This is a genomic window from Gordonia sp. UBA5067 (assembly GCF_002414845.1).
In the GTDB taxonomy this organism is placed as follows: domain Bacteria; phylum Actinomycetota; class Actinomycetes; order Mycobacteriales; family Mycobacteriaceae; genus Gordonia; species Gordonia defluvii.
This window is the reverse complement of sequence record NZ_DIAX01000035.1, coordinates 25742-33211: the sequence shown is the minus strand read 5'-3', so window position 1 is coordinate 33211 and position 7470 is coordinate 25742. Positions and strand designations below refer to the sequence as shown.

At 69.6% G+C, this 7470-nt stretch carries 5 protein-coding genes; all 5 read left to right on the top strand.

What is annotated here, in order from left to right; all coding sequences use genetic code 11:
- A partial coding sequence (locus tag B4M62_RS05765; RefSeq protein WP_290706020.1) for a GTP-binding protein occupies positions 1-1651 on the top strand: 1651 nt, incomplete at its 5' end.
- A gap of 12 nt (positions 1652-1663) precedes the next feature.
- On the top strand, positions 1664-3517 hold the full coding sequence (locus B4M62_RS05760) for an ABC transporter family substrate-binding protein (protein ID WP_290706019.1): 1854 nt from the start codon (positions 1664-1666) through the stop codon (positions 3515-3517).
- A complete protein-coding gene (gene mshB / locus B4M62_RS05755; RefSeq protein ID WP_290706018.1) occupies positions 3514-4386 on the top strand; it encodes an N-acetyl-1-D-myo-inositol-2-amino-2-deoxy-alpha-D-glucopyranoside deacetylase in 873 nt (290 codons plus the stop codon). Before B4M62_RS05760 ends, mshB begins: the two co-directional genes overlap by 4 nt.
- Positions 4383-4790, top strand: a complete 408-nt coding sequence (locus B4M62_RS05750; RefSeq protein WP_290706017.1) for a facilitated glucose transporter — start codon at positions 4383-4385, stop codon at positions 4788-4790. Before mshB ends, B4M62_RS05750 begins: the two co-directional genes overlap by 4 nt.
- A 40-nt stretch (positions 4791-4830) precedes the next feature.
- The gene (locus tag B4M62_RS05745) at positions 4831-7419 is read left to right on the top strand and encodes a bifunctional FO biosynthesis protein CofGH (RefSeq protein ID WP_344716911.1); all 2589 of its coding nucleotides are present in this window, start codon (positions 4831-4833) and stop codon (positions 7417-7419) included.
- Positions 7420-7470: the final 51 nt, after the last annotated feature.

Sequence of the window (7470 nt, the reverse complement as noted above, 5' to 3'; positions counted from 1 at the left end):
CTTCGGCGGCGAGGTGGAGCGCGGCCTGTCGATGGTCGACGGCGTCGTCCTGTTGGTCGATGCATCCGAGGGCCCGCTACCGCAGACCCGGTTCGTCATGCGCAAGGCCCTCGCGGCCGCACTGCCGGTGATCCTGGTCGTGAACAAGACCGATCGTCCCGACGCCCGCATCGACGAGGTCGTGAACGAGGCGCAAGATCTGCTGCTCGACCTGGCCGGAGATCTCGAGGACGAAGAGGCGAGCCAGGCCGCCGAACTCGCACTCGATCTGCCGGTGCTCTACGCGTCGGGTCGCGCCGGCGTGGCGTCGATGAACAAGCCGGCCGACGGTTCGGTGCCCGACGGCGACAACCTCGACCCGTTCTTCGACGTCCTGATGGAACACGTGCCCGCACCCAAGGGCGATCCCGACGCGCCGCTGCAGGCACACGTCACCAACCTCGACGCCTCGGCCTTCCTCGGCCGCCTGGCGCTGGTGCGTATTCACAACGGAACGCTGCGCAAGGGGCAGCAGGTGTCCTGGTGTCGCGAGGTTGACGGTGAACCCGTCATCGAGAAGGCCAAGATCACCGAGCTGCTCGCCACCGTCGGTGTCGACCGGCAGCCCGCCGAACAGGCGGTTGCCGGCGATATCGTCGCGGTCGCCGGCATGCCGACGATCATGATCGGCGACACCCTCGCCGACCCCGAGAACCCGCAGCCGCTGCCGCGGATCACCGTTGACGAACCGGCGATCTCGGTGACCATCGGCACGAACTCGTCACCGTTGGCCGGCCGGGTCTCCGGGCACAAGCTGACGGCGCGCATGGTCAAGACGCGCCTCGATACCGAGCTCATCGGCAACGTGTCGCTGCGCGTCGTCGACATCGGCCGTCCCGACGCCTGGGAGGTGCAGGGCCGTGGCGAATTGGCCCTGGCGATCCTCGTCGAGCAGATGCGCCGCGAGGGCTTCGAGCTCACCGTCGGCAAGCCGCAGGTCGTGACCCGGCAGGTCGACGGCAAGCTGCACGAGCCGTTCGAGCACCTCACCATCGACGTGCCCGAGGAGTTCTTGGGCGCGGTGACGCAGCTGCTCGCCGCCCGTAAGGGCCGGATGGACCATATGGCCACCAATGCCCACGGATGGGTGCGGATGGAGTTCATCGTTCCCAGCCGCGGGCTGATCGGTTTCCGGACTGATTTCCTGACCGAAACGCGCGGCACCGGCATCGCGAACGCGGTGTTCGACGGGTACGCGCCATGGGCCGGCGAGATCCGTGCCCGCCACAGCGGCTCGCTGGTCAGCGACCGCCAGGGGACGGTGACGCCGTACGCGATGATCCAGCTCGCCGATCGCGGCACCTTCTTCGTCGATCCCGGCGATGACACCTACGAGGGCCATGTGGTCGGCATCAACCCGCGCCTGGAGGACCTCGACATCAACGTGACCCGCGAAAAGAAGCTGACCAACATGCGTCAGTCCTCGGCGGACGTGATGGAGACGCTCGCCAAGCCGATGCAACTCGACCTCGAGGGTGCGATGGAGTTCTGCGCGGTGGACGAGTGCGTCGAGGTCACTCCGGAGATCGTGCGGGTGCGTAAGGTTCATCTCGACGCGACGACCCGGGCCCGCGAACGGTCGCGGGCCAAGGCGCGCGACGCGAACGTGTAGCACCCTCGGCGGGTGGACGAGCAGTGGGCCGGGGGACCGGAGAGGGAGGCCGCGGTGCGCAAGGGGTTGTTGGTGCTGGTGTCGGCCGCGGTGCTGTTCGTCGCGGGATGCACGGCCTCGCCGCCCCCGCCCGTGCAACCGAGCGCGCCGGCGCCGGTGCAGGCGGAGTATCCGACCGAGAAGACCATCCATGTCGCCACCGATGCGATCGGTGCCGGGTTCAATCCGCACCTGGCCGCCGATCAATCGCCGGTGACCACGGCCATCGGGACGCTCACCCTGCCGAGCGCGTTCGACCCCGGGCCGGGCCCCGACGGCGAACAGATATGGCGCATGTCGGATTCGCTGCTGACCTCGGCCCAGGTCACCTCCGTCGCTCCCTTCACGGTGACCTACCGGATCCAGACCAACGCGCAGTGGTCTGACGGTTTGCCGATCACCGGCGATGACTTCGCCTACCTCTGGCAGCAGATGTCGCATCAACCGAATGCCGTGTCGCCGGCCGGGTATCGGCTGATCGAATCCGTGCAGACCGGCGGCGGGGGCAAGACCGTCACGGTCACCTTCGCCCAGGAGTACCCGCAGTGGCGCGAGCTGTTCCGGTCCCTGCTGCCCAGCCATGTGCTGCGGGCGCTGCCGACCGGATTCCAAACCGGGATGGACTCGGGAAAGCCGGTTTCGGGTGGTCCGTTCGCAATAGTGGGCATCGATTTGGCGCGCGACGAGGTGCGCCTGGTGCGCAACGACCGGTTCTGGCGTGAGCCGGCCAAGCTCGACCAGATTGTCTTCCGCCGGCCGGGCACCCAGTCGCAGACCGTCGAGTCGATCCGGACCGGTGATTCGGCGCTGGGGATCCTCAGTGCCGGCCCGGCGCAGGAGCAGCTGTTGGGGGCCATCCCAGGAACCGTGGTGCGACGCAACCTCGAGTCGCGCGTACTCGCCATCCACGTGAACACCCGCGCGGCGGCGATGCGCGGGCAGGCGGCGCGAGCGGCGATCCTCGGCATGCTCGACGCGCGGATCGTCCGTTACGCCGCGACCGGCGATGACGATGTGGCACCGTTCGCCAACACCGTCTACGTCCCGTCGGATCCGGGCTATTTCAGCCCGGAGCGGCCACGGCCCAATGCTGACGCCGTCGAGTCGCTGCTCGCGACGGCGGGATACCGTCGGGCCGCACCGCCGCCGCGGCCGCGCAGCGTGCCCAGTGGGCAGGTACCGGGCTCAGCGACCGCCGAATCGTCGAGACCGGCGCCGACACCGCGGGTCGAGGCGATCCCGGCCGGCGTCGAGCCGGTGGTCAAGGACGGCCTCCCGCTCGAGGTCCGCGTCGGGGCGGTGGCAACCGATCCGCGCACCGTGGCCGCCGCGTCGTCGATCACCGACCAGCTGCGCGCCCACGGGGTGGCTGCCTCGGTGGTCAAGCTGGCCAACAGTGAGCTCTACTCCTCGGCGTTGACCGGTGCCCGGGTCGATGTGGTGGTCGGCTGGTCCGACGGCAGCATCGCGCCGGCCACCGCGTTTGCCTCACTGGTTGATTGCGACCAGCCCAAGAAGAACGGTGCTGGGTCCGGGGAGAGCACACGGCCGGGAGAGCCCGCCGCGCCGGCGGACTTCATCAGCAATATCTCCGGTCTGTGTGACGCGCCGTTGATCGACCTCGCCCGCCAGGCGGTCTCGGCCGCCGATCCCGCCCCACTGCTCGACGAGGCCGAAGGCCAGTTGGCGCAGGCGGCGATCTACCTGCCGATCTACCAGGACGCCGGCCTCGTTGTCGTCACCGACGAGGTCCTCGGCGTGCCGCTGACCGGGCCGGTGCAGACATCGATCTTTGCCGGGGCGCCGCGCTGGGCACTGCCGCAATGACCGGTGGCCCACCGTCGCGTCGACTCCTGCTGGTGCACGCGCACCCCGACGACGAAACCCTCATGACCGGGGGCACGATCGCCCACTACCTGGCAGCCGGGGTCGATGTGGCAGTCGTGACGTTCACCCTCGGCGAGGAGGGTGAGGTCATCGGCCCACAGTGGGCCGGCCTGGCCGCCGACGGCGGCGCCGATCAGCTCGGCGGATTCCGGATCGGGGAGCTGGCCGCGGCGCTCGCCGCACTCAGCCCCGATGGCTCCGAACCGCTCGCCCCGCGCTTCCTCGGCGGCGCCGGCCGGTGGCGCGACTCGGGGATGGCGGGCTCGCCTGCGTCGCGCAATCCGCGCGCCCTGGTGCAGGCGCCACTCACCGACGTCGTCGAAGCGCTGATCGGCGAACTGCGGGCCTTCGATCCGCACGTCGTCATCACCTACGACGCCGCGGGCACCTACGGACATCCCGACCACCGGCGGGTGCACGAGGCGTGTGCCGCGGCGCTCGCACGCTACACCGGTGAGACCGGCCGGGCGGTCAAAGTCTACGAGTCGATCACGGCGGCCACCGCGCTGCGCGCCGGCCTGGCGGCGGCGGCCGATCGTGTCCCGGCGGGCTGGCGCTTGCCCGGTCCCGGGGAACTGCCCAGCTATCCCGACGACGAGATCACCGCGCAGATCGATGTCAGCGCGGTACGTGGCCGCAAGGTCGCGGCACTTGCCGCACACGCCACCCAGGTCACCGTTGCGCCGTCGGCAACCGAATACGCCCTGTCCAACAATATCGTGCAACCAATCGGCACCGTCGAGTACTACCGGCGCGTCGACGCGCCCGGGTCGGGGCGAGAGACCGATCTGTTCGAGGGAGTCCGATGAATCGCGCCCGTGGTGATATCGGGCTGCTGGTGCTGCTCTCCGTCGACGGTCTGGTGGTCGGGATCATGTCGGTCGCCTTCCTCAACCCCTACATCGGCATGGTTGCCGCGCCGGCCGGAATCCTGATCGCCGCCGTCGGGAACGCCACCCTCGTCTGGCTGGCATCGGCCTACGCCGGCCCACCGATGAACTGGTTGCCCGTCTTCGGTTGGGGACTGGTCGTCGTCCTGGGCCTGGGCGGTGGTCCGGGTGGCGATGTGCTCTTCCTGTCGGACTGGCGGGTGGCGGGCCTGGTCCTCGCCGGAATCGGCGCGCCGGCCGCGGTCGCGTGGTTCACCGGTACCCGTCGGCGGATCGACGCCGCCGCACGCCGCGGGATTGGTCCGGCCGACGGCGGTCGGTAGCGGCGGAGGCGCTTGGCGGGCCGCGTCTACTATCGGGAAGGTGAGTGACGAAATCCCTTCTGCGGCGGCGATGCGCCGGGCGCTGCGGCGCGCCCGTGACGGTGCGACCCTCAACGCCGACGAGGCCGCGGTCCTCCTGGCCGCCACCGGCGACGACTTGGCCGATCTGGCCGCTTCGGCGGCGCGGGTGCGCGACGCCGGGCTGGCCGCGGCCGGTCGTGATCGACAGATCGCCTACTCGCGCAAGGTGTTCATCCCGCTGACGCACCTGTGTCGGGACCGCTGCCACTACTGCACGTTCGTCACCGTGCCCGGCCGGCTCGAGGCGGCGGGCACGGGCATGTTCGCCGAGATCGACGAGGTGCTCGAGATCGCCCGGGCCGGGGCCGCGCTCGGCTGCAAAGAGGCGCTCTTCACCCTTGGGGACCGACCCGAGCAGCGATGGCCACAGGCCGCCGAATGGCTCGATGCGCGTGGCTACGATTCGACTCTGCAATACGTGCGAGCTGCGGCGATCCGCGTGCTGGAGGACACCGGCCTCCTGCCGCACCTGAACCCCGGCGTCATGTCTTGGGAGGAAATCGCACGCCTCAAACCCGTCGCACCGTCGATGGGCATGATGCTGGAAACCACCTCGCGCCGGCTCTTCACCGAGAAGGGGCAGCCGCACTACGGCAGCCCCGATAAGGATCCGGCGGTGCGCCTGGCGGTCCTGACCGACGCGGGACGGCTGTCGGTGCCGTTCACCACTGGGATTCTTGTCGGAATCGGTGAGACCCGCCTAGAACGCGCCGAATCCATCCTGGCGATTCGCGCCAGCCACAAGGCCTTTGGGCACATCCAGGAAGTCATCGTGCAGAACTTCCGGGCCAAGCCCGACACGGCGATGCGCGCGGTGCCCGACGCGGACCTGGCGCAGTATCGCGCCGCCATCGCCGTCACGCGTCTGATCATGGGCCCGGCCATGCGAGTGCAGGCACCGCCGAACCTGGTCAGCGCCGCCGAGTGTGCCGATTTGATCGCTGCCGGTATCGATGACTGGGGCGGGGTGTCTCCGCTGACCCCCGACCACGTCAACCCGGAACGACCGTGGCCCAACCTCGATGCCCTCGCCGATATCACCGCGGCGAGCGGCTTCACCCTGGTCGAGCGGCTCACCGCGCAACCGCCGTATGTCCTCGCCGGTTCGCCGTGGATCGACCCGCGGGTGGCCGGGCATGTGCGCGCGCTGGCCGATCCGGCGACCGGGTTGGCGGCGGCGGGCGCGATGCCCACGGGCCTGCCGTGGCAGGAACCCGACGAGGAATGGGCGTCGACCGGCCGCGTCGACCTGAACACCGAGATCGACGTTGGGGGCCGGCGCACGCAGACGCGCAGTGATCTGGGGTCGGCATTCGGCGATTGGGACACGGTACGCGGGCAGGTGCGCGCACTGGCCGACGCCGAGTCCGGTGCGCCGAGCCGGTTGTCTTCGGAGGTTGCGACTGCGCTGCGCCACGCCGAGTCCGACCCGGCGCGGTGCAGCGACGGCGACTACCTGGCGCTGGCGACTGCCGAGGGCGACGATCTGGAAGCGCTGGTGGCGCTGGCCGACTCAATCCGGGCCGATGTCGTCGGACCCGAGGTGACCTACGTGGTCAACCGGAACATCAACTTCACCAATATCTGCTACACCGGCTGCCGGTTCTGTGCGTTCGCCCAGCGCAAGGGGGACGCCGACGCGTTCACCCTGTCGGCACAGGAGGTGGCCGACCGTGCGTGGGAAGCACATGTCGCCGGCGCCACCGAGGTGTGCATGCAGGGCGGGATCGACCCAGAACTGCCGGTCACCGGCTACGCCGACCTCGTGCGCGCGGTCAAGGCGCGCGTGCCGTCGATGCACGTCCATGCTTTCAGTCCGATGGAAGTCGTCAACGGAGCGTCGCGCGGGGGCCAAACGGTGCGCGACTGGCTCGTCGCGTTGCGCGAGGCCGGCCTGGACACGATCCCCGGCACGGCGGCGGAAATCCTCGACGACGAGGTTCGCTGGGTCCTGACGAAGGGCAAGCTCCCGACCGCCACCTGGATTGACGTGATCACCACGGCGCACCAGGTAGGGCTGCGGTCCAGTTCGACGATGATGTACGGCCACGTCGATGCGCCGCGCCACTGGGTGGGCCACCTCAACATCCTGCGGTCAATCCAGGACGATACCGGAGGATTCACCGAGTTCGTGCCGCTGCCGTTTGTCCACCAGAGTTCGCCGTTATATCTGGCCGGCGCGTCGCGGCCGGGACCGACCCAGCGGGACAATCGGGCCGTGCACGCGCTGGCCCGCGTGATGCTGTACGGCCGGATCGACAACATCCAGACGAGCTGGGTCAAACTCGGCGTCGACGGTACGCGCGCAATGCTGAGCGGCGGGGCCAACGATCTCGGCGGCACATTGATGGAGGAGACCATCTCCCGGATGGCCGGCTCGATGCACGGTTCGGAGAAGACGGTCGCCGAACTGCACGACATCGCCTCGGGCATCGGCCGGACGGCCCGGCAGCGAACCACGGTCTACGGCCGGATCGACGCGGGAGAGGGTGACCTGCACCATCGGGGTGGCGCCCCGATTTCGCTGGCCATCGCCCATGACCGATAATCGGGGGGTCGAAGACTTCAGCCAATCCAGGCGCCGCGGCCCAGCCCTTGC